The sequence below is a fragment of the Streptomyces sp. 7N604 genome (assembly GCF_052245475.1).
In the GTDB taxonomy this organism is placed as follows: domain Bacteria; phylum Actinomycetota; class Actinomycetes; order Streptomycetales; family Streptomycetaceae; genus Streptomyces.
Window position 1 is genome coordinate 181,295 of sequence record NZ_JBQQBX010000003.1, and the last position, 24,627, is coordinate 205,921.

At 73.6% G+C, this 24,627-nt stretch carries 19 protein-coding genes and 3 pseudogenes; 10 read left to right on the forward strand and 12 right to left on the reverse strand.

Features of this window, described 5'->3' with window-relative positions:
- The first annotated feature begins 139 nt into the window (after positions 1-139).
- Entirely contained in the window at positions 140-985 is an 846-nt protein-coding gene (locus tag ACTWP8_RS04690) for an alpha/beta fold hydrolase (RefSeq protein ID WP_443320870.1), read from the forward strand.
- Positions 986-1,126: 141 nt separating this feature from the next.
- Here ACTWP8_RS04690 and ACTWP8_RS04695 read toward each other — a convergent pair.
- Positions 1,127-2,002, reverse strand: a pseudogene (locus ACTWP8_RS04695) (DMT family transporter); the annotation flags it as partial.
- Positions 2,003-2,156: 154 nt separating this feature from the next.
- On the opposite strand from ACTWP8_RS04695, the gene pdxR reads away from it, so the two are divergent.
- Positions 2,157-3,731, forward strand: a complete 1,575-nt coding sequence (gene pdxR / locus ACTWP8_RS04700) for a MocR-like pyridoxine biosynthesis transcription factor PdxR (protein WP_443320871.1) — start codon at positions 2,157-2,159, stop codon at positions 3,729-3,731.
- On the opposite strand, the gene ACTWP8_RS04705 is transcribed toward pdxR, so the two are convergent.
- Positions 3,726-4,058, reverse strand: a complete 333-nt coding sequence (locus ACTWP8_RS04705) for a DUF6191 domain-containing protein (RefSeq protein WP_443320872.1) — start codon at positions 4,056-4,058, stop codon at positions 3,726-3,728. The two genes, pdxR and ACTWP8_RS04705, sit on opposite strands and share 6 nt — an antisense overlap.
- A gap of 475 nt (positions 4,059-4,533) precedes the next feature.
- Here ACTWP8_RS04705 and ACTWP8_RS04710 point away from each other — a divergent pair, with 475 nt between their 5' ends.
- Positions 4,534-6,129, forward strand: a complete 1,596-nt coding sequence (locus ACTWP8_RS04710) for an alkaline phosphatase D family protein (RefSeq protein WP_443320977.1) — start codon at positions 4,534-4,536, stop codon at positions 6,127-6,129.
- Between the two features lie 217 nt (positions 6,130-6,346).
- A pseudogene (locus ACTWP8_RS04715) lies at positions 6,347-7,777 on the forward strand (GNAT family N-acetyltransferase); the annotation flags it as partial.
- Here ACTWP8_RS04715 and ACTWP8_RS04720 read toward each other — a convergent pair.
- Entirely contained in the window at positions 7,704-9,098 is a 1,395-nt protein-coding gene (locus ACTWP8_RS04720) for a trans-sulfuration enzyme family protein (protein ID WP_443320873.1), read from the reverse strand. The pseudogene ACTWP8_RS04715 and the gene ACTWP8_RS04720 overlap by 74 nt on opposite strands.
- Positions 9,099-9,157: 59 nt before the next feature.
- Here ACTWP8_RS04720 and ACTWP8_RS04725 point away from each other — a divergent pair, with 59 nt between their 5' ends.
- A complete protein-coding gene (locus tag ACTWP8_RS04725; protein ID WP_443315162.1) occupies positions 9,158-9,640 on the forward strand; it encodes an Lrp/AsnC family transcriptional regulator in 483 nt (160 codons plus the stop codon).
- Between the two features lie 90 nt (positions 9,641-9,730).
- Positions 9,731-11,416: a DUF885 domain-containing protein gene (locus tag ACTWP8_RS04730; protein WP_443320874.1), complete on the forward strand. Its 1,686-nt coding sequence runs from the start codon at positions 9,731-9,733 to the stop codon at positions 11,414-11,416.
- A gap of 215 nt (positions 11,417-11,631) precedes the next feature.
- On the opposite strand, the pseudogene ACTWP8_RS04735 reads toward ACTWP8_RS04730, so the two are convergent.
- The 3 genes and pseudogenes from ACTWP8_RS04735 to ACTWP8_RS04745 all read right to left on the reverse strand — a co-directional run.
- Positions 11,632-12,133, reverse strand: a pseudogene (locus ACTWP8_RS04735) (SDR family oxidoreductase); the annotation flags it as partial.
- Positions 12,134-12,248: 115 nt separating this feature from the next.
- Positions 12,249-12,773, reverse strand: coding sequence for an imine reductase family protein (locus ACTWP8_RS04740; RefSeq protein WP_443320875.1), 525 nt, complete (start codon positions 12,771-12,773; stop codon positions 12,249-12,251).
- A gap of 326 nt (positions 12,774-13,099) precedes the next feature.
- On the reverse strand, positions 13,100-13,609 hold the full coding sequence (locus ACTWP8_RS04745) for a rhodanese-like domain-containing protein (RefSeq protein WP_443320876.1): 510 nt from the start codon (positions 13,607-13,609) through the stop codon (positions 13,100-13,102).
- Positions 13,610-13,704: 95 nt separating this feature from the next.
- On the opposite strand from ACTWP8_RS04745, the gene ACTWP8_RS04750 reads away from it, so the two are divergent.
- The gene (locus tag ACTWP8_RS04750) at positions 13,705-14,160 is read left to right on the forward strand and encodes an Lrp/AsnC family transcriptional regulator (protein WP_443320877.1); all 456 of its coding nucleotides are present in this window, start codon (positions 13,705-13,707) and stop codon (positions 14,158-14,160) included.
- Positions 14,161-14,205: 45 nt separating this feature from the next.
- Here the strand turns inward: ACTWP8_RS04750 and ACTWP8_RS04755 are convergent, their stop codons facing one another.
- The 3 genes from ACTWP8_RS04755 to ACTWP8_RS04765 form a co-directional block, all read right to left on the reverse strand.
- The gene (locus tag ACTWP8_RS04755; RefSeq protein WP_443320878.1) at positions 14,206-17,472 is read right to left on the reverse strand and encodes an AAA family ATPase; all 3,267 of its coding nucleotides are present in this window, start codon (positions 17,470-17,472) and stop codon (positions 14,206-14,208) included.
- Positions 17,469-18,689: an exonuclease SbcCD subunit D gene (locus tag ACTWP8_RS04760; protein ID WP_443320879.1), complete on the reverse strand. Its 1,221-nt coding sequence runs from the start codon at positions 18,687-18,689 to the stop codon at positions 17,469-17,471. Before ACTWP8_RS04760 ends, ACTWP8_RS04755 begins: the two co-directional genes overlap by 4 nt.
- 311 nt (positions 18,690-19,000) lie before the next feature.
- Positions 19,001-19,267: a hypothetical protein gene (locus ACTWP8_RS04765; protein WP_443320880.1), complete on the reverse strand. Its 267-nt coding sequence runs from the start codon at positions 19,265-19,267 to the stop codon at positions 19,001-19,003.
- Here ACTWP8_RS04765 and ACTWP8_RS04770 point away from each other — a divergent pair.
- Positions 19,256-21,238 (forward strand): HelD family protein, encoded by a 1,983-nt coding sequence (locus ACTWP8_RS04770; protein WP_443320881.1) that lies wholly within the window; start codon positions 19,256-19,258, stop codon positions 21,236-21,238. The genes ACTWP8_RS04765 and ACTWP8_RS04770 overlap by 12 nt on opposite strands.
- A 1-nt stretch (position 21,239) precedes the next feature.
- Here the strand turns inward: ACTWP8_RS04770 and ACTWP8_RS04775 are convergent, their stop codons facing one another.
- Positions 21,240-21,866, reverse strand: coding sequence for a YigZ family protein (locus ACTWP8_RS04775; protein ID WP_443320882.1), 627 nt, complete (start codon positions 21,864-21,866; stop codon positions 21,240-21,242).
- Positions 21,867-21,925: 59 nt separating this feature from the next.
- Here ACTWP8_RS04775 and ACTWP8_RS04780 point away from each other — a divergent pair, with 59 nt between their 5' ends.
- Positions 21,926-22,333 carry a CoA-binding protein gene (locus tag ACTWP8_RS04780; protein WP_443320883.1) on the forward strand — a complete coding sequence of 136 codons (408 nt, stop codon included), beginning with the start codon at positions 21,926-21,928 and terminating at the stop codon, positions 22,331-22,333.
- A gap of 54 nt (positions 22,334-22,387) precedes the next feature.
- Here ACTWP8_RS04780 and ACTWP8_RS04785 read toward each other — a convergent pair whose 3' ends face one another.
- Positions 22,388-22,942 (reverse strand): YbaK/EbsC family protein, encoded by a 555-nt coding sequence (locus tag ACTWP8_RS04785; RefSeq protein ID WP_443320884.1) that lies wholly within the window; start codon positions 22,940-22,942, stop codon positions 22,388-22,390.
- A gap of 44 nt (positions 22,943-22,986) precedes the next feature.
- Complete coding sequence (locus tag ACTWP8_RS04790; RefSeq protein ID WP_443315173.1) at positions 22,987-23,559, reverse strand: helix-turn-helix domain-containing protein; 573 nt, start codon at positions 23,557-23,559, stop codon at positions 22,987-22,989.
- A gap of 94 nt (positions 23,560-23,653) precedes the next feature.
- On the opposite strand from ACTWP8_RS04790, the gene ACTWP8_RS04795 reads away from it, so the two are divergent.
- Positions 23,654-24,520 carry an EamA family transporter gene (locus ACTWP8_RS04795; RefSeq protein ID WP_443320885.1) on the forward strand — a complete coding sequence of 289 codons (867 nt, stop codon included), beginning with the start codon at positions 23,654-23,656 and terminating at the stop codon, positions 24,518-24,520.
- Positions 24,521-24,627 lie beyond the last annotated feature (107 nt).

Consider the following 24,627-nt stretch of genomic DNA (forward strand, 5'->3'; position numbering starts at 1 on the left):
TCGACCGGATCCCGCGGACGGGGGCGGACGCCCTCTTGAACTCCGGGCTACCGAAGGGTAATTATTCCTGACACCCTGTCTACCTCAGCCCACCGGCTGTCCCTCGGCGTCGTCCCGCGACGGTCAGGAGCGCACCCCCATGCCCGCGACGGTTTCCTTCACGATCGACTCCCAGTCCGGCAGGCATCCGGTCACCGTCGCGTACGAACGCCTGGGCTCGGGCGAGCCCCTGCTGCTCCTGCACGGCATCGGCCACCACCGCCAGGCGTGGGACCCGGTGCTGCGCGTCCTCGCCGCGGAGCGCGAGGTCGTCGCCGTCGACCTGCCGGGTTTCGGGGAGTCTCCGGCACTGCCGGACGGCGTGCCCCACGACCTGGAGACGGTGGTCCCGGCCCTCGGCGCCCTGTGCGAGGCGCTGGAGCTCGACCGGCCGCATGTCGCGGGGAACTCGCTGGGCGGACTCCTCGCGCTCGACATGGGCCGCGAGAAGCTCGTACGGTCCGTGACCGCGCTCTCCCCCGCCGGGTTCTGGACGCAGGCCGAGCGCCGCTACGCCTTCGGCGTGCTGCGCGGCATGCGGACCGGGGCCCGGCTGCTGCCGCCGCCCGTGGTGGAGCGGCTGTCGCGGACGACGGCCGGGCGTGCGGTGCTGGTGAGCTCCATCTACGCGCGGCCGGGGCGGCGTTCACCGGAGGCCGCTGCCGCCGAGACCCGGGCCCTGCGGGAGGCCACCGGCTTCCACTCCACGCTCTCCGCGGGGCGTGACGTGCTGTTCACCCACGACGTGCCCGGGGTGCCGGTCACCATCGCCTGGGGTACGCGCGACTGCCTCCTGCTCTCCCGCCAGGGCGTCCGCGCCAAGGACGCGATCCCCGGCGCCCGGCTCGTACGGCTCCCCGGGTGCGGTCACGTCCCCATGAGCGACGACCCGGCGCTCGTGGCGCGGGTGATCCTCGACGGCAGTCGTCCACCGATGGGGAGTTGAGGGCCCGGGGCGCGGCGTTCCACGGAAGCGCCCGGAGGCCTGGGCGCCCGTGGCCCCTGAGCCCGGTGCCCTGGGGGCCGGTGCCCTGGGGGCCGGCGCCGCCGAATCCGGAGCCTCTGAGCCCGGCGCCCTCGAACCCGGCGACCCTGAGCCCAACACCCCCGAGCCCAGCGCGACGCCCGCTCCGACCAGCAGGCTGCCGGCCGCCTGCGCCACGCCGTACGCACCCGTGCCGACGGCCGGTGCGGTCAGTGCGGCGGACACCGGGATGAGGCCGGAGAAGAGGGTGGCGCGCTCGGCCCCGATCCGCTGGACGCCGTTGTACCAGCACACGAAGCCGACGACGGTGACGACGGCGGCCTGCCACAGCAGCGCCACCGCCTCCGCCGGGCCCGGCACCCGCAGCACCGCTCCCCCGTCGAGCAGCAGGCCGAGCGCCGCGGACTCCAGAGCCGCGATGGCGCAGGCCACAGCCGAGAGCAGCTTGGGGCCGAGCGGCCGCAGCACGGGCACTGCGAGCAGCGCGAAGCAGACCTCACCGGCGAGGGCGCCGAGCGACCAGGCGAGCCCTGCCGCGTCCGTGCGCCCCCAGCCCTGGACCGTGAACGCGCCCGCCGCGACGAGCAGCGCGCCGTAGAGGACGGGGCGGGCGGGCCTGCGGCCGTCCGCGGCCGGGGCGATCACCGCGACCAGGACGGGGGCGCAGCCGACGAAGACACCCGGTACGGCCGGTTCGGCGGTCCGCTCGGCCGCCAGCACCGCCAGGTTGAAGCCGGTCATGCCCGTGGCGGCGAGCAGCGCCATGCGCATCCACTGACGGGCCGTCAGTGAGCGCAGCGGCGCCGTGCCACCGCGGCCGAGCAGCGGAAGGAGGAGCAGGGCCGCCAGCCCGTAGCGGAGGGCCTGCCCGCCGGCGTGCGGGTAGTTGCCGAGCACGCTGTTGGCGGTGAAGGACCCGCCGACGAGGACGCAGGCGAAGGCGGCGAGGAGCGCCCCAAGCCGGTGTGCGGTGTTCATGTGGTCCACCTCGCGGGGCGTCGGGAACGGGCCGGTACGGCCACCGGCGCTGCGCGCCCGCGGGCCTGTCCACCGGCTGCCCCTCCCCCGCCCGGAGGCAGCCGGACGCCCCCGACGCTAGGCACGGAACCGGACCGCCTTAAGGTCCAATCCGATGAGCGATTCAGGGACCACTTCGGCTTCGGGCGGAGGCGGGGGCGACGGTGCCGCGCGGACCGACGAACGGACCGACGCGCAGACCGACGCGCAAGCCGCCGCGCAGGCCGCCGCGCAGGCCGCCACGCGGGCCGCCGCATGGACCGCCGCATGGGAGTTGCTGCTGCCGACCGCGTCGGCGCCGCCGCGGCAGCGCGGCCGGCTGCTGCAGTCGGCGCTGCGCCAGGCGGTGCGCTCAGGTCGGCTGGCCCCCGGAACGCGGCTGCCCTCGAGCCGCGAGCTGGCCGCGGACCTCGGGGTGTCGCGTGGACTGGTCACGGACGCGTACGAGCAGTTGACGGCCGAGGGCTATCTGGACAGCCGGCGAGGAGCGGGCACTTGGGTCGGGCAGGTCGGACAGGCAGCGCGGTCCGCCGCCCGGCGGGCACCTGAAGGCGGCACGGCGCACGTAAGGCCGGTCGCCGACTTCCGGCCCGGCACCCCCGACCTGGCGCTCTTCCCGCGCGCCGGCTGGTCGGCCGCGCACCGGAGAGTCCTGGCCCGGCTGCCGCACAGCAGGCTCGGCTACCCCGATCCGCGCGGCCTGCCGGAGCTGCGCCGGGCGCTCGCCGACCTGCTCGCCCGCCGCCGGGGCGTGGTGGCGGACCCGGACCGGATCGTCGTCTGCTCGGGCGTGGCCCAGGCGATGACCCTGCTCGGGCTCGTGCTGCGCGGGCGCGGACAGCGGGCGGTCGGGGTCGAGGACCCGGGTAGTCCGGAGCACGGCGCGCTGTTCGCCGCGACGGACGTCGAGACGGTGCCAGTGCCGCTGGGCGCGGACGGCCTGGACACGAAGGTGCTGGCCGCGTCGGGCGTACGGGCGGTGGTGACCACACCGTCGCACCAGTTCCCGTCCGGGATCGCGTACTCCGCGCACTGCCGCGCCCGGCTGCTCGCGTGGGCTCGCGAGGTGGACGGCTTGGTGGTGGAGGACGACTACGACGGGGACTTCCGCTACGACCGGGCGCCGGTGGGGGCGCTCCAGGGCCTCGACCCGGACCGGGTCGCGTACACCGGCTCGGTCAGCAAGTCCCTCGCGCCAGGCCTGCGGCTCGGGTGGGCGGTCGTGCCGGACCGGCTGCTCGGTGAACTGGTCGCCCGCAAACGGACCATGGACCTCGGCAATCCCGCCCTGGGCCAGGCGGTCCTGGCCGATTTCGTCGTCCGCGGCGACTACGACCGGCAGCTTCGTCGCTGCCAGCGCGCGTACCGCGAGCGGCGGGATGCCCTGGTGGCGGCCCTGGCCGCGCACTTTCCCGGCGCGGAGGTGACCGGGATCGCCGCAGGCCTGCACGCGATCGTCCGCCTCCCGGCCCGCTATGGGCCCGAGGCGCGCTTCGTGTCGCGCGCGGCCGCGGCGGGAGTGGCGCTTCGGCCGCTGTCCGAGTACGGCACGCTGCCGATGGGGGGCGGGGCGGTGGACGACGGGCGGGGCAATGACGGGGCGGTACGGCTCGTGCTCGGCTACGCGCAGCTGCCTCCAGCGGAGATCGCCCGGGCCGTGGGCCTGCTGGGATCGGCGGTCAGATCATGACCGCCTCTCATCCCGCCGCCGGACCACCGCCCGCCCCGCGTCCAGGTCGACGCGCACGCGCGGCGGAGCACCGTCCTGGACATCGTTCCGCACGATCTGCTCCACCTGGCGCTGCTCCAGCTGTACGCGCTTATTAGCATTCAGGAACGCGTGCAGCTCCTCAATTGCGGTGGTTCCCACGCCCACCCCGGTGCGGGGCCTGCGTACGGCTAAGCGGCGGTGCAACCACTCCGGACGGCCCCGTCGCAGCACCACGTACCGGGCCGAGGCCAGCATGAAGGGCACCATCACCAGCAGGCTTATGGACAGCAGGCTCGTCATCATCATGCCCGCTCAACGCCCCGGCGCCGGTGCGCCGTTCCCGGCTGCCCTGCGGCGGGCGACGTGGGAAGGGGCGATCGGGGCTGCGTGGCGGGGCGCGGGCGGGGCTTGAACCACGCGATTGCGCAGTGCCAGCGCCCTGCGCGAGGGCTTCTGGGCAGCGGCGGGTTGTTCACCGGGTTTCTCTCAGGAAGTCCCGGCCTTCAGGCCGGGGAAGAATGGGTCGTCGGAACGGAGCGGCGAAGCACCGGAGTTGGCTGCGTTGCTGGTCGAGCGGCATTGTGAGCCGTCCTGTCGTAGGGGACAGCCGCGAGCGCGACTTGGCTTAAGGGCACCGAGTCACCAAGCTCGGTCCTTCAGGGCCGAGAAGTTGGCTGCGCGTTTTGGTGCCTGACATCTGGCACCGGTAGCAACGGTGACGGCGCCGCGGACAGCCGGGGCGGCCGGGGCAGGACTTGGTGTGAGCAACGGGAGGTACCAGATGGGGCAGGGATCGCAGGGATCCGGGAGAGGCGTCGGGCGGCGGTCGCTTCTCCGGGGCGGGGCCGTGGCGTCGGCGGGGCTCGCGCTGCCGTCGTCGCTCTCGCTGACCGGGGCGGCGCCCGCGCAGGCCCTGTCGGGACGGCCCGAGGCCCGCTGGGGCGTGCAGGTCGGCGATGTGACCGCCTCGTCGGGCCTGGTGTGGGTGCGGTCCGACCGTCCGGCCCAAGTGATCGTCGAGACGTCGGCCACCGAGTCGTTCCGCAACGCACAGCGCCAGTACGGCCCCGTGGTCGGCCCGGGCACGGACTTCACCGGAACGGCTCCGCTGCGCGGGCTGCCCCCGGGTGAGCAGATCCACTACCGCGTGCTGCTCGCCGACCCCGACGACCCGCGGCGTACGGGCGAGCCGGTGTACGGGACGTTCCGCACGGCACCGGTGCGGCGGCGCGAGGGCGTACGGTTCGTGTGGTCGGGCGACCTCGCAGGGCAGGGCTGGGGCATCAACCCGGAGCACGGCGGCTACCGCATCTTCGAGGAGATGCGGCGCAGGAACCCGGATTTCTTCCTCTTCAGCGGGGACACCGTCTACGCCGACGGGCCGCTGACGGGGAGCGTGACGCTTCCGGACGGGCGCGTGTGGCGGAACGTCACCACCGAGGAGAAGGCGAAGGTCGCCCAGACCCTGGCCGAGTACCGCGGGAACTTCCGCTACAACCTGCTGGACGAGAACCTGCGGCGCTTCAACGCCCAGGTGCCGTCGATCGTGCAGTGGGACGACCACGAGGTCGTCAACAACTGGTATCCCGGCGAGATCCTGGACGACGCCCGGTACACGGAGAAGTCGGTGGACGTCCTGGCGGGGCGGGCGCGGCAGGCGTTCTCGGAGTACTTCCCGATCCCGACGCTGCGGCCCGGCCGGACGGAGGGGCGGGTGCACCGGGTGGTCCGGCACGGTCCGCTGCTGGACGTCTTCGTGCTGGACATGCGGACGTACCGGAACCGGAACTCGCCGAACCGGCAGCCGGAGGACACGCAGGGCATCCTCGGGCGCGAGCAGCTGGAGTGGCTCAAGCGCGAGCTGGGCCGGTCGCGGGCGGCGTGGAAGGTGATCGCCTCGGACATGCCGCTGGGGCTCGTGGTGCCGGACGGCGCCACGGACTTCGAGGCGGTCGCGAACGCCGACCCGGGCGCGCCGCTCGGCCGCGAGCTGCAGATCGCGGAGCTGCTGCGGTACATCAAGCACAGCCGGATCACGGGCACGGTATGGCTGACGGCGGACGTGCACTACACGTCGGCGCAGCACTACGACCCGTCGCGGGCGGCGTTCACGGACTTCGCGCCGTTCTGGGAGTTCGTGTCCGGGCCGCTGAACGCGGGTTCGTTCCCGGCGAACGCGCTGGACGGGACGTTCGGTCCGGACCGGGTCTTCGTGAAGGCCCCGGCGAGGGCGAACGTCTCGCCCGCCGAGGGCTACCAGTTCTACGGCGAGGTGGACATCGACGGGCACAGTGGGGAACTGACGGTGCGGCTGCGCGAGGACGGCGGCGCGGTGCTGTTCACGAAGGTCCTCGAGCCGGGGCGGGTCGGGCAGTGAACCGCTGACCATGGTGGGGCGGTAGCCCGTTGACGGTCAGTGCCGGGGCCTACCGTCCTTTCCATGACGCGCTCGTGCCTGCCGGGGCTCGAGACCTCGCCCGTCACGGGCCGCTCATAAATGACCAAAACCGGGCCTTAGGCGACCAGAACCACCCTTAACCCGTCGGTCACAAAGCGTTCGTGATCACGCAACACCCTTCAGGCAGGGTGATCCCATGACTGATGTGACATCTGCGAAGAGCTCCCGCCGCCCGCACCACTGGCGGCGGGATCTCATCGAACTCGCCGCCCTCTTCACGGCCGTCGCGGTCGCGGACGCCGTCGCGAACATGATCGTGCACGGCCCCCACGGCCCCGTACTGCTGATCACCTCCGCCGTCGCCATGATCGCCACGGCGGGCTTCCACACATGGTGGGCACGACGCCACGGCCACGCCCCGCCGCTGGGCCATACGCCCGATACCGGCGATACCGGCGATACCGGCCACGGCGTCGCCGCCGCGTCCGCGTCGGCCCCCGCCGCCACGGCGGGCCCGGATGCGGGCGGTACGACGCTGTGGCGCCTCCGGACCACCGTACGGGACGTTCCCGGCAGCCTCGCCGTGCTGTGCACCGCCCTCGCCCGCCGCCGCGTGGACATCCTGACCCTCCAGACGCACCCGCTGTCCGACGGCACGGTGGACGAGTTCCTGCTGCGCGCCCCGGAAGAACTGGCTCCCGCCCAGCTGACGCGCGAGATCGCCGCGGTCGGCGGCCGCGGCACCTGGATCGAGCGCGCCGACGCCCACGACCTGGTCGACGCCCCGACCCGGGTGCTGAACCTCGCAACGCGCACCGCCCTGGACGCGGCCGAACTCCCCCTCGCGCTACGGCAGTTGCTCGGCCGCTGCACGATCCACTCGCTGCCCGCGCAGTCCCTCAGCGGGCAGCCGCTCGCCGAGCCGGTCCCCGAGGAGGGCGTCCTGGAGGACACCGTGCTGCGGCTGCCCGACCCCTCAGGCGGGGTCATCACGGTCGAGCGGCCGTATCTGCCCTTTACGCCCACCGAGTTCGCCCGCGCCCGCGCCCTCGTCGAGCTGGACGCGCGGCTCGGCCCGCGCGTGCCCAGCAGCCGGGACGTGCTGACGCTGCCGGAGGGCAACGAGATCACCGTGCGGCGGGCGGACACCGACGACCTGGCCGCCGCCCGCGACATGCAGGCGCGCTGCTCCGCCCGGACGCTGTCGATGCGCTACCACGGCCCGGTCCGCGACGCCGACCGCTACCTCGCCCACCTGCTCAGCCCCCGCTACGGCCGCACGCTCGCCGTGCAGACCCCGTCAGGACGGCTCGTCGCCCTCGGCCATCTGCTCTGGGACGGCGACGAGACCGAGGTCGCGCTGATCGTCGAGGACGACTGGCAGCGCCGCGGGGTCGGCGCTGAGCTGCTGCGCCGGTTGGTCGCGCTGGCCGTCGAAGCGGGCTGCGACAGCGTGTACGCCGTCACGCAGTCGTCGAACACCGGGATGGTCGCCGCCATGCGCGGCCTCGGCCTGCCGCTCGACTACCAGATCGAGGAGGGCACGCTCGTCATCACCGCCCGGCTGGCCCCGACACCCGTCGTGACCCCCGGCCCGCACGGCCCGCACGGCCCGCAGGAGCCGGCCCCGGGGCGGGGGGAGTCGTACGGGCCGGTGTACCAGCCGTCGGCCGAGCGCTGACCGGGACGCCCAGGCCCGCGCCCGGGCTGTCGGCCACGGCACCGCGGGAAGCGCGCGGATCACCGAGCGCGCGGTCGAGGTCCCGCCACAGGTCCTCGGCGTCCTCGAGCCCCACCGACATCCGCAACAGCCGGTCGCTCACCCCGGCGGAGCGGCGGTCGCCCTCGTCCACGATGCGGTGGCTGATGGACGCCGGGTGCTGGATGAGCGTGTCGACGCTGCCGAGGCTGACCGCCGGGGTGATCAACCGCACCCCGGCGATCACCTCGTGCGGGTCCCCGTACACCTCGAAGGCCACCATCGCCCCGCCGAGCTTCGGGTAGTGGACGCGGGCGACCCGCGGATCGGCCGCCAGCCGCTCCGCGAGCCGCGCCGCGGACGCCGAGGCGGCCCGCACGCGTACGGGGAGGGTGGCGAGCCCGCGGAGCAGCAGATAGCCGGCGAGCGGGTGGAGCACCCCACCGGTGGCGAACCGTACCTGTCGCAGCTTCCGGGCGAACTCCTCGTCGCAGGCGACGACTCCGCCGAGTACGTCGCCGTGCCCGCCGAGGTACTTCGTCGCGCTGTGCAGCACGATCCGCGCGCCCTGCTCGGCGGGGCGCTGGAGGACGGGCGTGGCGAAGGTGTTGTCGACCAGCAGCGGCACTCCCTCCTCGCCCCCCTTCGGGGAGGAGGGGCCCACACCGCACGCGTGGGCGACAGCCCGCAGGTCGATCTCGGCGAGCGTGGGGTTCGCCGGTGACTCCACCATGACCAGGCCGGTGTCGTGCCGGATGGCGTCGGCGACGCTCCCCCTGACTTCGTCGGGGGTACCCCCAGCCGGGTCCACCCAGGTGACCTCGCTGCCGAGCAGGCCCGCGGTGAGCAGGTGGTCGCTGCAGCCGTAGAGCGGGCGGACGGCGACGACGTGGCGCAGCCCCAGGCTCGTCCTGGCCAGCAGGCAGGCGGTGAGGGCGGCCATGCCGCTGGCGAAGGCGACCGCGCTTTCGGTGCCTTCGAGCCGGGCCAGTGCGGTCTCGAAGCGGGCGGTGGTCGGGTTGTCGAGCCGGGCGTAGACCGGCGGTCCGTCGAGCTGCGCGCCGGTGGCGGCGAAGGCGTCGAGCCGGGCGGCCTCGGCCCGGCTGTCGTACGACGGATAGGTGGTCGACAGGTCCAGGGGCGGGGCGTGCAGGCCCAGTTCGGCGAGGTCCTCGCGGCCGGCGTGCACGGCTTCGGTGGCGAGCGAGCGGGATGGCGTCGCCGCGGTTGTCGTCGCTGTCGTGTCCATGGTCCGATGCTGAACACTCGACGGGGTACGGCGGCGATTCTCCGTGCTATGTTCGGCCAATGGCCGATTCCGTACCCCTGGATCCGGTGGATCTGCAGATTCTGCGGCTTCTGCAGAACGACGCCCGGACCACGTACCGCGACCTCGCGGCCGAAGTCGGGGTCGCGCCGTCGACGTGCCTCGACCGGGTGGCGCGGCTGCGCCGCGCCGGGGTGATCCTCGGGCACGAGCTGCGGCTGGACCCCGCGAAGCTGGGGCGCGGTCTTGAGGCCCTGCTGCTGGTGCAGGTGCGACCGCACCGCCGCGAGCTGATCGGCCCGTTCGTGGAGCGGATCCGCGCGCTGCCGGAGTCGCGCGCCCTGTTCCATCTGACGGGTCCGGACGACTATCTGGTCCATGTCGCCGTCACCGACACCGCTGACCTTCAGCGTCTGGTCATCGACGAGTTCACGTCGCGGCGCGAGGTGGCACGGGTCGAGACGCGGCTGATCTTCCAGCAGTGGGAGTGCGGCCCCCTGCTCCCGCCGGCTCCTGGCCCATAGGGGAAAGATCCGCCGGACACGCCCTGCCAGGCGCATGCCTGTCGCCGGGTGGTGGTGACGCGGTGGCCCGTCCCGTACGAGGATGAGCCCATGTCCGACAACATCAGCAGCCCGTTGCCCCGCCAGGTCGCCGACGCCTACGTGGACGCGCTTGTCGACCTCGACCCGATCACCGGCACCTACCTGGGCGTTGCCGAGAGTTCGAGCCGGCTCCCGGACTTCTCCCCCGCCGGGCAGCAGGCCCTCGCCGACCTGGCCCGTACGACGCTGGACCGGCTGGCCGAGGCGGAGGCCCGGCCGGGCGGCGACAGCGACGCCGAGCGTCGCTGCGCCCGGCTGCTGCGCGAGCGGCTGACCGCCGAACTCGCCGTCCACGAAGCCCACGAGGGCCTGCGGGCCGTCAGCAACATCCACTCGCCCGCGCACTCGGTCCGTGCCGCCTTCACGGTCACCCCGACGCAGACCCCGGAGGACTGGGCGGCCGTCGCCGAGCGGCTGCGCGCCGTCCCGGCGGCCCTGGAGGGCTACCGCGCCTCGCTCGCCGAAGGCATCGAGCTGGGGCTGCCGGCCGGACCCCGGCAAGTGGAGACCGTCATCGGACAGTTGGACGAGTGGGTCGGCAAGGACCGCAGCTGGTTCGCGGAGTTCACCGCCGCCGGCCCGGGCGAGCTGCGCACCGAGCTCGACACGGCGGCCGCCACCGCGGCCGGGGCCTTCGCGGATCTGCGCGACTGGCTGCGCGACACGTACGCGCCCGCGGTCGAGGGCGCCCGCGACGTCGTGGGCCGCGAGCGCTACGCCCGCTGGTCGCGCCTGTGGAACGGCACCGACCTCGATCTCGACGAGGCGTACGCGTACGGGTGGTCCGAGTACCACCGGCTGCTGGCCGAGATGCGCACCGAGGCCGAGAAGATCCTGCCGGGTGCGGCCACCCCCTGGGCGGCCATCAAGTACCTGGACGAGCACGGCAAGCACATCGAAGGTGTCGAGGAGGTGCGGGTCTGGCTCCAGGGGCTGATGGACGAGGCGATCGAATCCCTGGACGGCACGCACTTCGAACTCGCCGAGCGCGTGAAGCGGGTCGAGTCGCGGATCGCCCCGCCCGGTGGCGCGGCGGCCCCGTACTACACCCAGCCGTCGGTGGACTTCTCCCGCCCCGGCATCACGTGGCTGCCGACCATGGGTGAGACCCGCTTCCCCGTCTACGACCTGGTGTCGACCTGGTACCACGAGGGCGTGCCGGGGCACCATCTGCAGCTCGCGCAGTGGGCACACGTCGCCGACCGGCTCTCCCGGTACCAGGCGACGGTCGGCATGGTGAGCGCCAACGCGGAGGGCTGGGCGCTGTACGCAGAGCGGCTGATGGACGAACTGGGCTTCCTCACCGACCCGGAGCGGCGGCTCGGCTACCTCGACGCACAGATGATGCGCTCCACGCGCGTGATCGTCGACATCGGCATGCACCTCGAGCTGGAGATCCCCGCGGACTCGCCCTACCACCCCGGCGAGCGCTGGACGCCCGAGCTGGCGCACGAGTTCTTCGGCATGCACAGCGGGCGGCCTGCCGACTTCGTCGACAGCGAGCTGATCCGCTACTTGGGAATGCCGGGGCAGGCCATCGGCTACAAGCTCGGCGAGCGCGCCTGGCTCAAGGGCCGGGAGGCCGCCCGCGCGGCGCACGGGGCCGCCTTCGACCAGAAGAAGTGGCATATGGCGGCGCTGTCCCTGGGCTCCTTGGGCCTGGACGACCTCGTCGAGGAACTGTCCCGCCTCTGAGGCCACGGGGCCTGACGGTCCATCGGATCCCGTTCGGTCCGCTTGTATCGGGCTCGGTTTGCTCGTATCGGGCTCAGTCTGCGGGGTATCCGGCTCGGTGTACGGGTATCCGGCTCTGCCCGCGCGTATCCGGCTCGGTCTGCGCGTATCCGGCTCGGTCTGCGCGTGCGGTCGCCCGGGTCCGGCCGGTGGGGTACGCCCACCGGCCGGACCGCTCAGCGGCGGAAGCCGCCCTCCGAGTCGATGACCTGGCCCGTGATCCAGGCCGCCTCGTCCGTGGCGAGCCACGCGATGAGCCGCGCCGGGTCGTCGGGCGCGCCCCAGCGGCCCGCGGGGAACATCGCGGCGATGGCGGCGTGCGTGTCACCGGTCATGTATCCGGTGTCGACCGGTCCCGGGTTCACCGTGCTGCGCGAGCAGCACGACGGACCGCGTGTCGGTCGCCCAGTGAGCGTCGAGCATCGCCGCGTCGATGGTGTCGGGCGTGCCGTCGTGCCCGCTCAGCGCGTGGTTGGCGACGAGGATGTCGACGCGGCCGCCGAGGGCTTCGGCGGCGGCGGTCAGCAGCTCGGCCGGGGCCTCCGGGGCCGCGAGGTCGGCCGGGCCGTGAGCGACCCGGGCGTCCGGGTCGCCGAGCGCCTCGCGCACGGCACCGGCGAGCGCCTCGGGCCCGTCCGCGTCGGCGCCCCAGGGCTGGGTGGCGTCGTGCGCGACGTGTGTGCAGTGGGCTCCGCGGGCTGCCGATGATCCTTAGGCACGGCAGGCCATCATGGTGCGGGGGCGGGCGGCTGTCATCCGCTTTTCGCCCCGCCGCCCCGCCGCCCCGCCGACGTCACTCCTCGGGAGACGTCCTGCCGAGTACATCGGCCAGGCGCGCGAAGCCGTCTGTGCCGTGCCCCGCGTCGATGGCCCGCCGAGCGACGGCCCTTGCGGCGCTCAGCACGCTCGCGTCGATGCCGCGGGCCCGGGCCGCGTCGATGATGTGGGCCATGCCGGCGGCGGCCGAGACGATGGTGGACTGCTCGCCCGGGTAGTGCCCCTTGTCAGCATTGCGCGCGAACTCGCCCATGATGTCCGAGAGCAGATCGCTGATCCCCCGGGCGTACGGCAGGAGTTCCTGCGCCGCGATGCCTTCTGCCTTGGCCAGGGCGAGGGCGTGGGCAGAGCCGCTCATGGCCGTCCAGAAGATGTCGAGCAACGCCACGTCGTAAGCCGCTGCCCGGCCGGGGTCCGTACCGAGGTGGGTGGCCGTGCCCCCGAGGCTCGCCAGTGCCGGCCGGTGGGCCGCGTAGACCGCCTCCGGTCCGCTGTAGAGGACGACGGCCGAGGGCTCCCCGATGGTGGGCGTCGGGGTCATGATCGCCCCGTCGAGGTAGTCGGCCCCGCGAGCGGCGGCCCAACTCGCCGTCTCCCGGGCACGTTCGGGCGTGTCGGCCGTGTGGCCGCCTCTCCCTGGAGCGTGACCGGATCACCGCCATCGACGAACTCCAGGCGGCGCGCGGCATGCTGGACACGATCATGTCCGCCCCGGTGCAACAGGAGCCTGCGGAGTCAGGGGCCTGGTGAGCGCCGGGCGGGCCTGCCGGGGGGCTCGGGCGCGGACCGTGGACGGGAACCGTGGGCAGAGGACCGCTGCCGGGATCAGCCGCCCGGCCGGCAGGGCCGGGGGCAACGGACCGGTCGTCAGCATCCGCAGTGGCCCCCGCCTGCGGGCGCCGTCAGAGGGTCGGCGGGGCGCCGCTCGGTGCCGTCGCCGGTCTCGACCGGGAAGCCCTCCCGGATCCAGTACTCGATGCCGCCGAGCATCTCCTTGACCTGGTAGCCGAGGCGCGCGAGCGCGTACGCGGCGCGCGTGGCGCCATTGCAGCCGGGTCCCCAGCAGTGCACGACGACCGGCACGGACGGATCGAGGAACTTCCCTGCCAGGTACGGGATCTGGGCGGTGGGCAGGTGCAGCGCGCCGGGAATGCGGCCCTGCTCCCAGGCCTCGGCGCTGCGGGAGTCGGCCACAGTGAAGCCGCGGCCGCCCGCTTCGAGGGCGGCGGCGACATCGGCGACGTCGGTGTGGAAGGCCAGGCTCGCGGCGAAGTAGGCGGCGGCGTCCTCGGGTGCGGCGGGCGGCACGCGGAGGACGGGGTCGGCGGACGGGGTGGCGGACGGGGACGGAACGGCCGGTGCGATGTGCTGTGTCATGCCGGGAAATCTATGGGCGGCGCCAGGGCCTCATGAAGTGGGATTCCCCGGCATCTCCCTTGTTCTGCCGGGGATTACCCTGCTATTGATGCGCCATGACCGGCTATTCCCCTGACCCCACCGACTGGCGCATTCTCGATGTCCTCCAGCGCGAAGGCCGCGCCGGCTACGCGAAGCTGGCGCGCGCCGTGAACATGTCCGCAAGCGCCGTGACTGAGCGGGTGCGGCGGCTGGAGGAGGCGGGGGTGATCTCGGGCTACGCGGCGGTCGTGGAGCCGGAGCGGCTGGGCGTGCCAATCCTGGCCTTCGTACGACTCCGGTACCCGACCGGCAACTACAAGCCGTTCCATGACCTTCTCGACACGACACCGGAGATTCTGGAGGCACATCACGTCACGGGCGACGACTGCTTCGCCCTGAAGGTCGCCGCACGCTCGATGTCCCACCTGGAGGAGGTCTCCGGGCGGATTTCCGGGCTCGGTTCGGTGACGACCAGCGTGGTGTACTCCTCGCCGCTGCGGCGACGGCCGCTCAGCGGGCCTCTCCCCTGACCCGCCCTCCCCCGGCTACCGCTGCTGTGCGTTCCCCGGCGCGGCTCAGCCCGCCGTACCCGGCGCCCGGCGGCGGATGGCCGAGCCCGTACGGGACTTGACCACTTCCAGCTGCGCCGGGATGCGCTGCCGCAGGTCCGCAACGTGGCTGACGATGCCCACCGTACGGTCCCGCTCGCGCAGCGCGTCCAGTACGTCGAGCACGTCGTCGAGGGTCTGCTCGTCCAGGCTGCCGAAGCCCTCGTCGATGAAGAGCGTGTCGAGCCGGGTGCCACCCGCCTCCTCCGTGACCACGTCCGCGAGGCCCAGGGCCAGGGACAGCGAGGCGAAGAAGGTCTCGCCGCCGGAGAGGCTGGCGGTGTCGCGCTCGCTGCCCGTCCAGGCGTCGATCACGTGCAGGCCGAGGCCTGAGCGGCCGCGGCCGCCCGCCTTGGCGTCGGAGTGGACGAGCGTGTAGCGCCCGGAGGACATGTGCTGGAGGCGCACGCTCGCCGCCGCGGCGACCTGTTCGAGCCGTGCGGCGAGGACGTACGACTCCAGGCGCATCCTGCGCTCGTTCTCGGCCGAGGTGCCCGCGGCGAGTCCGGCGAGCCGCGCCACGCGGTCGTACGACTCGCGCAGCGGGGCCAGTTCGCGCGCGTCGGCCGTGGCGCGGGCGCTGAGCCGGTCGAGCTCGGCGCAGCGCGTACGGGCCTCGGCCTCTGCGGCGGAGGCGGCGCGCAGCCGCCGGGTGGCCGCGTCCACGGCCACCTGGGCGGAGGAGGGGTCGGCGGGCGGGCGGGCCCCGGCCTCGGCGGTCCGCGGGTCCGCCAGCTCGGCGGCGACCGCGGCGCTCTCGGCCTGCCACTGGTCGAGGCGCCACTGCAGCTCGCGCCGCTGGGGCTCGGCGAGTACCGCATCGGCCGCCGACTCCGGCGTGTCGAACTTCGCCCGGTAGGCGGCGTCGGCGAGTCGCGCGTCGGCCTCCTTCAGCCGCTGTGCTGCGACGTCGGCGGCGCGCACCGCCTCGGCCGCTTCCGCGAGCCGGACGGCGTGCCGCTCCAGCAGTGCGGCTCGCGCGGCGACGCTCGCCGCACCGCCGCGCGACTGCTCCAACTCCTCCTCCAGCGCCTCCAGTTCACCCGCGAGGGCCTCTCGCCGGGAGGTGCGGGCGGCGGCGCGGCGCTCTGCGTCCTGCTGCTGAGCGCGGCGCCGCTCGTGTTCGCGCTCGGCGCGGGCGAGGGCCTCGCGGCCGGCGTGCAGGTCGGCGGCCGCACCACGGACCTCGGCGTGGGACCGGCGCAACTCTTCGGCGACGGTGGCGAGTTCCGCGGTGGTGGCGCTGCCGGCTGCCACCGCGGCTCCCGCCAGGGCCTCGCGCAGGGACTGCACGTCCCTGTCGGCATCCGCGCGGCCGTCCTCCGCCTGCTGGTACGCCTGGAGGGCATATTCCTCGGCGTCCCGGTCGACGTGGCCGGCCTGTTCCTGCGCGGGGGCAGGGTGTTCGGTGGCGCCGCACACCGCGCACGGGTGGCCTTCACGCAGACCGGCGGCCAGCTCGGCGGCGATGTCGCGCAGTCGGCGCTCCTTGAGGTCGAGCCAGTGCTCATGGGCTGCCGTGGCGCGCTCGCGGGCGCGCAGCAGCTGCTGTTCGGCGTCGTGCAACTCGGTGGCGAGGCGGTCGCGCCGCCGGGCCGCGTCGAGGCGTTGCAGGGCCGGTTCGATCTGGCCGGCGAGCTGTTCTGCCCGGGTGACGGCCTCCTGGGCGGTTTCGATCCGCCGCTGGTGCCGCCGGCGCGTGTTGTCCCAGTCGGCGAGCCAGTGCGCGGCTTCCCTGAGCACCTCCTCGTCGGCACGCGCCTCGCGGTCGAGGTCCGCGCGCTCCGCGGTGATCCGGGCGGCCCGCTGCTCGGCGCGCCGGGCGGCGGCCAAGCCGCCCAGCTCCTCGCGGAGTTCGCGCTCAAGGGCGGCGAGGCGCTCCGCACCGGCCTCGGCGAGATCGGAGAGCATGGCCGAGCCGAAGGGCGGGGCGAACTCGGAGGGCACGGCGGGCTCGGAGGACACAGCGCGCTCGGAGGGCACGGCGCGCTCGGAGGACAGGGCGGTCTCCCGCCCCAGCTGGGCGGACTGCTCCGGGTCGGCCGCGCACTCACCGACGGCACCCGGCGCGCCCCCGCGGGCGCAGGGCTGGTCGGGCGCCCCGTCCCCCGCCCGCCCTGCCAGTTCCCGGGCCAGCGCCGCGCGAGCGTCCCGCAGGGCCGCGGTGGCGGCGCGGTGCTCGCGCTCGGCGGATTCGCGCAGCTCCAGCGCGGGCACGACACCCTCCGCCGACCGTCCCCGGTCCAGCCGCGCCCGTACGCGGTCGATGTCGTCGCGCCGCTCATCGAGTTCGGCGGCGCGGCGGCGCGCCTCGGCGTGTCGCGCTTGCAACGCGGCGAGCTCCCGCGCTGCCTCGGCGTGCCGCTGGGCACGCTCATGGGAGCTCTCGGCGGCGCGGACGGCGGCCGCGGCGATGTCCAGGCGCTCGCGCGCACTCGTACGGGCGATGGCCGCCCACTCCAGGACCGCGTCGGCCAAACCGGGTTCGCCGGGGGTGAGTTCGGGCAGCGGGTGGCCCCCCGGTGTCCGGACGTCGGCGCTGCCGCCCGCGGCCTGGGCCATCCGGTGGGCGAGCGCGAGGAGTCGTTCGTCGCCGCTGCCCACCTGCTTCTCGGCGGCGCGCCGCAGCTCCGCGAGGCGCTCCTCGACCGCGGCGAAGCGCCGGGTGTCGAAGAGCCTGCCGAGCAGCCTGCCCCGGGCCTCGGCATCGGCGCGCAGAACGCGTGCGAAGTCGCCCTGGGGCAGCAGGACGACCTGGCAGAACTGTTCCCTGCTCATGCCCAGGAGTTGCCCGAGCTCCTCCCCCACCTCCTGATGGGAGCGGCTCAGCGCCTTCCACTCACCGTGCTGCTCGCCGCCCTGCTCGCCGACGGTGTGCTCGCGCAGCCACGTCTGGGCCCTGTCGCGCGTGAGGCCCTCGCCCCGCTTCTTGGGGCGCAGTTGCTCGGGGCGGCGGGTGATCTCCAGCCGCCGCCCGCCGACGGTGAGATCGAGCAGCACCTCGGTGGGCGTGAGCGGATCGGCGTGGTCGCTGCGCAGCGACGGGCCGCCCTGCCGGGCGCCGGGTACGCCGCCGTACAGGGCGTAGCAGACCGCGTCGAGCACGGAGGTCTTGCCCGCGCCCGTGGGCCCGTGGAGCAGGAAGAGTCCGGCGGCCGACAGCTCGTCGAAGTCGACCTCCTCCGAGCCGGCGAAGGGGCCGAAGGCGGTGATCCGCAGGCGGTGCAGCCTCACCGGCCCACCTCGCGGGCGACGCCACCGGTCCGATCGGCGCCACCGGTCCGATCGGCGCCACCGGAGCGTTCGGCGCCACCGGAGCGCACGTCGTCCAGCGCCCCGTGGAGCACGGCCAGCTCGCTGTCGTCGGGCCCCGCGCCACCGCGTACATGGGCCACGAAGTCCTCGGCGATCTGCCGGTCCGTACGGCCCTTGAGCCGCTCGGCGTAGGAGGCGAGCGAGTCCTCGGCGGCCCGGTCGGGGGCGAAGGCGAGGCGGAGGGTGTGCGGGAAGCGCTCGGTGAGCCGCGCCATGGGTTCGTGCGGACGGACGGGGTCGGTCAGGGTCGCCTCCACCCACGCCTGCTCGTGCCGCGCGAGCCCCGGTTCCGCGAGCAGGTCCTCGAGGCGGCCGCGGATACGGGCGAGCGGCCGCGGTACGGGGCAGTCGATCCGCTCGGCCGCGAACGAGCCAGCCGCGCCGAGGTCGATGAGCCACATGCTCTTGCGGTGTCCGGCCTCCGAGAAGGAATAGGCGAGCGGGGAGCCGGAGTAGCGGATGCGCTCGCCGATGATCTGGCAGCCGTGGAGGTGGCCGAGGGCCGCGTAGTCGACCCCGCCGAAGAGCTCGGCCGACACGGCCGCGACGCCGCCGACGGTGATGTCGCGCTCGCTCTCGCTGGGGGCGCCGCCCGAGACGAAGGCGTGGGCGAGGACGACGGAGCGGGTCCCGGGGGTACGGGTGGCGAGGTCGGCCCGCACCCGGTCCATGGCGGCCCGGAGCACGGCCGTGTGCCCGGCCTTCTCCGCGCCCAACTGCTCCCGTACGAGGGCGGGTTCGAGGTAGGGCAGGCCGTAGACCGCGATGTCGCCGTGCTCGTCGGCGAGCACGACCGGGTCCGCGCATCCCGCCGGATCGGTACGCAGGTGGATGCCCGCACGCTCCATCAGCCCGGCGCCGACGCCGAGCCGGCGGGCGGAGTCGTGGTTGCCGGAGATCATGACCGTCGGGACGCCGAGTCCGGCAAGGCGGTGGAGGGCGCTGTCATACAGTTCCACGGCGGCCAGCGGCGGCACGGCCCTGTCGTACACATCGCCTGCGACGAGCACCGCGTCGACCCGCTGCTCGCGGACCGTCTCCACGAGGTGGTCGAGGAACGCCGCTTGGGCGGGCAGGAGGCTCACCCGGTGGAAGGACCGGCCCAAGTGCCAGTCGGACGTGTGCAGAAGCCTCACCGTACCGCTCCGACCCCCACGCTTCCCGTTCCCTTCGCCTCCGAGGTACCCAACCGGCACGGGACCCGGAAGTCACACCGGCCCCCGTCGGCCCGGACAGCACGCTATCCCTCACCAGCCCCAGTTTCTCACCCGGGTCGGGGGTCCGGTGCGCCGATACGCAGATCGTCGCGGATATACGCAGCGAAATGCCCCGGACCGATTGACGTCCGGGGCATTTCGCTGCGTATATTGGGTGGTTCTGTGAGCCATGGCAAAAGATTTCAGGTCTCACTTTCCGAAATCATCCTATCCGGCGAGGAGTTGAATTGTCAACCGAGGAATGGCGGCACGAGCAACAATTCGTCTCCCTGCTTCACCACCGCCTGGACCGTCTGCGCGCCGCGGCCGAGACGGCCGTTCAGACGTCGATGGCCCAGGTGGGAGGCGGGTTTCAGGCCATGCTCGAGCGCGATGTGACCGTCGCGGAGCAGGCCCGGAACCTGGCCGCGCTCCAAGCGAACGAATCCGGGCTGTGTTTCGGTCGGCTCGATTTCACTGACGGTGGGACATATCACATCGGCCGCATGGGAATCCACGCGGCCGACGCGGGACGCACCCCGCTCCTCATCGACTGGCGCGCACCCGTCGCCCGCCCTTTCTATCTCGCCACCGGTCACACGCCCATGGGGCTCAGGCGGCGACGGCACATCACCACAGAAGACCGCACGGTCACCGCCCTGCACGACGAGATCCTGGATCTCACCGACCGCGAGCGCTCCGGCTACGAGGACCGGCACGGCGACGCGGTGCTGCTCGCCGCGCTGAACTCCGCACGCACCGGACGCATGGCGGACATCGTGCAGACCATCCAGGCCGAGCAGGACCGCATCATCCGCGCCCCGCACCGCGGCGTCCTCGTCGTCGAAGGCGGCCCCGGCACCGGCAAGACCGCGGTGGCCCTGCACCGGGCCGCGTATCTGCTGTACGAGCACCGGGAGCTGCTGGCCAGGCGCGCGGTCCTGATCGTCGGCCCGAACCTCGCCTTCCTCCGCTATATCGGCGAAGTGCTGCCCTCCCTCGGTGAGACCGGAGTGCTGCTGGCGACCATGGGAGAGCTCTTCCCCGGCGTACGCGCCACGGGGACCGACACTCCGGAGGCGGCCGCGGTCAAAGGGCGGGCGCAGATGGCCGATGTGCTCGCCGCCGTCGTACGGGACCGGCAAGCACTGCCCGACCCGGTGCTCGCGATCGAGCACGACCGCGACACGCTGCTCCTGGACGAGGGGACGGTGCGCACGGCCCGGGACCGCGCCCGGGACACCGGGCTGCCGCACAACCTCGCCCGTGAGTACTTCGAGGGCTTCGTTCTGGGCGCCCTCACCGACCAGCTCGCCGACCGCATCGGCGCCGACCCGTACGGCGGGCCCAACCTGCTCGGGCCCGCCGACATCGAGCAGCTGCGCGATGAGCTCGACGCCAACCCCGGGGTGCACGCGGCGATCCACTCCCTGTGGCCGTATCTGAGCCCGCAGCGCCTGATCGCCGACTTTCTTGCGGGCCCGGAGGGATATCTGCCGGACACCGACGCCGAGTTGATACGCCGTACGCCACAGGAGTGGACTCCCGCCGACGTCCCGCTGCTCGACGAGGCGGCCGAGCTCCTCGGCGAGGACGACCGGGCCGACCGGGCCGCGGCGGGGGCCGAGCGCCAGGAGCGGATCGCCTACGCACAGGGCGTCCTCGACCTGTCTTACGGCTCGCGCACCTTCGAGTTCGAGGACCTCGGCGACGAGGAGTCGGAGGTGCTGTCCGCGCACGACATCATCGATGCCGAGCGGATGGCCGAGCGCCACGAGGAGGCCGACCATCGCAGCGCCGCCGAGCGCGCCGCGACCGACCGCGGCTGGGCGTTCGGACACATCATCGTCGACGAGGCGCAGGAGCTGTCGCCCATGGCGTGGCGGCTGCTGATGCGCCGCTGTCCCACCCGGTCCATGACGCTCGTCGGCGACCTCGCGCAGACCGGGGCGGCGGAGGGCTGCAACTCATGGGAAGAGATCCTCGCGCCGTACGTCGAGGACCGCTGGCAGCACGCCCGGCTGGCCGTCAACTACCGCACCCCTGCCGAGATCCTGTCGGTCGCGGCAGCGGTCCGGACAGCGGAGAACCCCCGGTTCGAACCGCCGAGCTCGGTACGGTCGACGGGTGTACGGCCCTGGGGACGCGCCACATCCCCGGAGGCTCTCGCCCGCACCGTGGCCGAGGCGGTGGCGCACGAGACCCCGGTGGACGGCCGCCTGGCCGTGATCGCCCCGGGCGCCCTGCACGGGGCTCTCGCCGCCGAACTTCCGGGCGTGACGGCGGGCGCGGAACCCGACCTGACCCGGCCGGTCGTCCTGCTCGACGCCCGCCAGTCGAAGGGGCTCGAATTCGACGCGGTGATCGTGGTCGAGCCCGCCGCGTACCGGACCAGTGACCTGTATGTGGCGCTGACCCGGGCGACCCAGTCGCTGGGCCTCGTGCACACCCGTGCGCTGCCGCATGCCCTGCGGGAAGCGCTGCGGTGATTCAAACCGTTCCGTACGCCTCGCCGCCGAGTTCGAGCACGGCCGTGCCCGCTGTGGTGTCGGCCAGCCAGGCGCGGAAGGCGTCCACGTCCGCCTCGGGCAGCCCGATCTCGATGGTGACCTCGGCCTCGTACCGGACGTCCCGCACCTCGCGGCCCGTTGCCCTCAGGTCGTTCTCCAGCTTGCCGGCCCGCTGGTGGTCGACCGTGACGGTGGCCAGCCGGAATCGCTTGCAGGTGATGGTGCCCAGCGCGTCGAGCGCCTCGCCGACGGCGCCGCCGTACGCCCGGATCAGTCCGCCGGCGCCGAGCTTGACGCCGCCGAAGTAGCGGGTGACGACGGCGACGACGTACCGGACCTCGCGGCGCAGCAGCATCTGCAGCATGGGCACGCCCGCGGTGCCGCCGGGTTCCCCGTCGTCGCTCGCCTTCTGGATGCCGCCCTCGGCGCCGATGACGTACGCGTAGCAGTTGTGGGTCGCGGTGGGGTGCTCCTTGCGGATGCGCTGAATGAAGTCTTGCGCCTCCTGCTCGGTGGCGGCGGGCGCGAGCGCGCAGATGAACCGCGACTTGCTGATCTCGGTCTCGTGCACGCCCTCGCGCGCGACCGTCCGGTACTGCTCCTGCATCACCTCACCCTATGCCGGGTGCCGGGAATGGCGCCGCCGGGCCGGTGGTTGTCGGGGGCATGTACGCAGACGCAGAGACGATCCGCAGGATTCTGACCGGCACAGGCGACACCTGGGCGGTGGTGGGCCTGTCGACCAACGAGCGGCGGGCCGCCTACGGGGTGGCGAAGGTGCTGCAGCGCTTCGGCAAGCGCGTCGTGCCGGTGCACCCCAAGGCGGAGACGGTCCACGGCGAGCCGGGGTACGCGACGCTGGCGGACATCCCGTTCCCGGTGGACGTGGTCGATGTGTTCGTGAACAGCGAGCTGGCCGGGAAAGTGGCCGACGAGGCGGTCGCGATCGGCGCGAAGGCCGTGTGGTACCAGCTCGGGGTGGTGGACGAGGACGCCTACGAGCGCACCCGCGCGGCGGGGCTCGACATGGTCATGGACCGCTGCCCGGCGATCGAGATCCCGCTCCTGAGCTGAGGGTGCGGCGGCGCTCCTGAGCTGAGGCACCGCGGCGACCTCGGGCCGGATGGATCAGATGCCGAGGCCGTCCAGGACCACCGCGCCGGGGAGCCCGGCGAGCGCCTTGCCGGGGACGAGCAGCTTGCCGCGCCGACGGCCGCTGCCGATGACCACATACGGCGCGTCCACGACCGCCGCGTCCACCAGCAGAGGCCAGCCCTCGGGCAGCCCGATGGGCGTGATCCCGCCGTACTCCATGCCGGTCTCCCCCACCGCGGTGTCCATCGACGCGAAGGACGCCTTGCGCACTCCGAGGTGGCGGCGCACAGCTCCGTTCACATCCACCCGCGTGGTGGAGAGGACCACGCAGGCGGTCAGCGTGACGCTCTGGCCGCGCTTGCCCGCGACGACCACGCAGTTCGCCGACGCCTCGAGGAGCCCGGGCCCGTATGCCTCGGCGAAGACGGCGGTGTCGGCCCTCTCGGGGGCGGTGTCGACGTACAGCAGCTGCTCCACTGGCACCGGGCCGCGCCATGCCCGGACGGCACCGGCGACGGGCGGGCTCAGCTCGTCCAGGACCTCGGCGGCGGGCCGGACGGAGTCGAAGTTTCCGATGGGAGCGCGCATGTCCGCCACGCTAACAGGCGGCGCGGACATCGCGGTTGATCGTCTCAGCGCACGGGCGGGACGGCCACGGTCATGGTCATCTCGACGGGCTCCGTGCCGTCGTTGCGGTACGCGTGCGCGCCGTTCGCCTCGAAGCTGGCGGCGGCACCCGTCGGCACCCGGTACTCCTCGCCGTCGACGACGAGGGTCAGCTCACCCGCCGTCACGTGCAGCAGCTCGAAGGTCCCGCCCGGGTGCGGGTCGGAGGTGCTGCCCTCGCCGGGCATGAGCCGCCAGGACCACAGCTCGAGGGGGCCGGGGGTCTGGACGCCGGCGAGCAGCGAGGTCGAACTGCCCGCCTCGGTGGACCACATCCGTACGGCCTGGCCGGCGGGGACGACGCGGACCTTGGGCTCCTGGTCGTAGTCGAGCAGCGTGGTGATGCTGACGCCGAGGGCGTCGGCGAGCTTGACGGTCGTGCCGACGCTCGGGTTCGTCCGGGCCTGCTCGATCTGGATGATCATCCCCCGGCTCACTCCCGCGCGGGCCGCGAGCCCGTCCAGCGTGAAGCCCCGCTCGGTGCGCCAGTGCTTGAGGTTGCGCGCGAGCGACTGGGTGAGGTGGTCGAGGTCCGTCACGTTCCGTCCAATATCCTGGATGACAGAGTTCACTTTAATGCACTACTGTGTGCTGCACTGCATTGTTCACTCCACTGTACTGCGAGGTTTCGCCATGACAGCCGTCTTCGCCCTGGCCACCAGCTTCCTGTGGGGGCTGGCCGACTTCGGCGGCGGGCTGCTGACCAGGCGCATCCCGGCCCTGACGGTCGTCGTGGTCTCGCAGACCATGGCCGCGGCCGTGCTCGGCGCCATCGTGGTCGCGACCGGCGGCTGGCAGGAGGCCGGACCCCAGCTGTGGTTCGCGGTCGCGGCGGGCGTCGTGGGTCCGGCCGCGATGCTGTGCTTCTACCGGGCGCTGGCGCTCGGCCCGATGGGCGTCGTCTCGCCGCTCGGGTCGATCGGAGTCGCGGTGCCCGTGGGGGTCGGCCTGGTGATCGGCGAGCGGCCGGGGCTGCTGCAGGTCGCCGGGATCGTGGTCGCCGTCGCGGGAGTGGTGCTGGCCGGCGGGCCGCAGCTGCGCGGCGCGCCGGTGCAGCGGCAGGCCATCCTGCTGACGCTCGTCGCCGCCTTCGGCTTCGGCTCGGTGATGGCGCTCATCGCGGAGGCGTCCTCCACCGTCACCGGGCTCTTCCTCGCCCTCTTCGTCCAGCGGCTGTCGAACATCGCGGTCGGCGGCGCCGCCCTGTACGTGTCGGTGCGGCGCGGCGCCACCGCGCTGCCGGAGGACGGGGGCTGGCGGACGATACGGTCCTCGCTGCCGGCGCTCGGATTCGTGGGGCTCGCGGACGTCGCCGCCAACGGGACGTACGCCATGGCGGCCCAGCAGGGCCCGGTGACCGTCGCGGCCGTGCTCGCCTCGCTGTACCCGGTGATCACCGCGCTGGCCGCGCGCGGCGTCCTCAAGGAGCGGCTGCGGCTGGTGCAGGCGGCGGGCGCGGGGCTCGCGCTCTTCGGCACGGTGCTTCTCGCGGCGGGCTGAACCTGCGGCCCGGACGCCCGCGTCCGGGTCGCGTACGGCCTGAGCCCGCGGCGTACAGCCTGAGGCCTGCCGCGTACGGGCTGGCCCCTGCCGTGGCCCCTGCCGCA